This is a genomic window from Nonomuraea sp. K271 (assembly GCF_009908215.1).
Classification (GTDB): Bacteria; Actinomycetota; Actinomycetes; order Streptosporangiales; family Streptosporangiaceae; genus Nonomuraea; species Nonomuraea longispora.
In genome coordinates this window covers 1-1,529 of record NZ_JAAAHR010000368.1, presented here as the reverse complement: position 1 = coordinate 1,529, position 1,529 = coordinate 1, and the positions used below count along the sequence as shown (strand labels likewise).

Genomic DNA, 1,529 nt, shown 5'->3' with positions numbered 1-1,529 from the left:
CGGAGTGGGAGGGGGCACCGGCATGGCCCGAAATGGCACCCCGAGGGCGGCCGATGGAGTGTAGCTCTGATCAGGTGACTAGAGCACCTGACAGGTCCAGGTCACGCCCCGCACCATGGCTGCTCCTTTCCAGCACTGCTCTACAACACTGCCCGCTCATGGGCTGAGAGGGAGTGGTCCGTATCAACGTATCGGGTTCCCATCGCACAAAGCACACTCCGCAATTATTGTGTTACACATCGTTAGTTAGGGAGGAGATGCGATGGCGGCAACTGGTCACGCCTCGATCAATTCTCGTGACGGTGTGTCAAAACTGGCTGGTCGCTGGCCGTTGCTCGGGCAACGCCGCCCGCTCGTGGTCTATCTGTGCGCGATCGTCGGTCTCGACCTCATCGCGATGGTGGGGCTCGGGGCGTCCACCTCGTTGCGGTGGCGCGACCTGCTGATGTTCTGCGCCCTCATGGGTTGCGGCGCGGTCTGCATCGAGGCGACCAGACGCCTCGGCATGCCTTCCGGTGTCGCCCGCGACCTGTTGTCGGCCTGGTGGCTGCCCGTGGCGCTGCTGCTGCCTCCCGTCTATGCGCTCTTCTCGCCGATCGTGCTGCAGATCCTGCTGCAGGTGCGCGTGAAAGCGACGGTGCTCTATCGGCGGGTGTTCAGCTCGGCCGCGATCGGTCTGGCGGGGTGCACCGCCTCCCTTGCGTTCCACCATGTCGTCGACGACCCGTGGGCGCTGTCGCAGGGCGGCGGCGGGCCGATCTTCTACGCGGTGGGAGCGGCCGCCCTCTTCGCGCTGCTCAACATCTTCCTGATCGCGATCGCCGCGCACACCGCCGACCCCGAGACGCCCTGGCGCGAGGTGTTGTGGAACAAGGAGAGCCTGCTGCTCGACATCGTCGAGCTCTGCCTGGGCGTCACGGTGTCGATCGGCTGCGGCGTCAACCTCGTGCTGCTGCTCCTCGCGCTACCGCCGGTGGTGCTGCTGCAGCGCAGCCTCCTGCACGCCCAGCTCCAGGCCGCCGCCCGCACCGACGCCAAGACCGGTCTGCTCAACGCGGCCGCCTGGCAGCGCGAGGCCGACACGGAGATCGTCCGTTCCCGCCGCACCGGCGACACCCTGGCGTTGCTGATCATCGACATCGACCACTTCAAACGCGTCAACGACGCCCACGGGCACCTGGTGGGCGATCAGGTGCTGGTGGGGGTGGCGGCCACGCTCCGCAACCAGCTCCGCGACTACGATGTGGTGGGCAGGTTCGGCGGTGAGGAGTTCGTCGTGCTCCTGCCCGGGGCCGACAGTCACGAGGCACGCCGGGTCGCCGAACGCCTGCGCACCCGCATCGGCCACATGGCCATCCCCGCCGACGACGCGCTCATCAGGATCACGATCTCGGTCGGCGTAGCGTTGATCGGCGTGCACGGCGACGACCTGATCGAGTTGCTGGCCGCCGCCGACCTTGCCCTCTACCGAGCCAAGGAACTGGGCCGTGACCGCGTCTGCGTGCCCGCCGTCCAGCCGCCCCGACAAC

1 protein-coding gene is annotated in these 1,529 nt (G+C 67.5%); it reads left to right on the top strand.

All coding sequences use genetic code 11. The features are described 5' to 3' along the window. Nucleotides 1-304: 304 nt before the first annotated feature. A partial coding sequence (locus tag GUY59_RS46985; protein WP_330849317.1) for a GGDEF domain-containing protein occupies nucleotides 305-1,529 on the top strand: 1,225 nt, incomplete at its 3' end.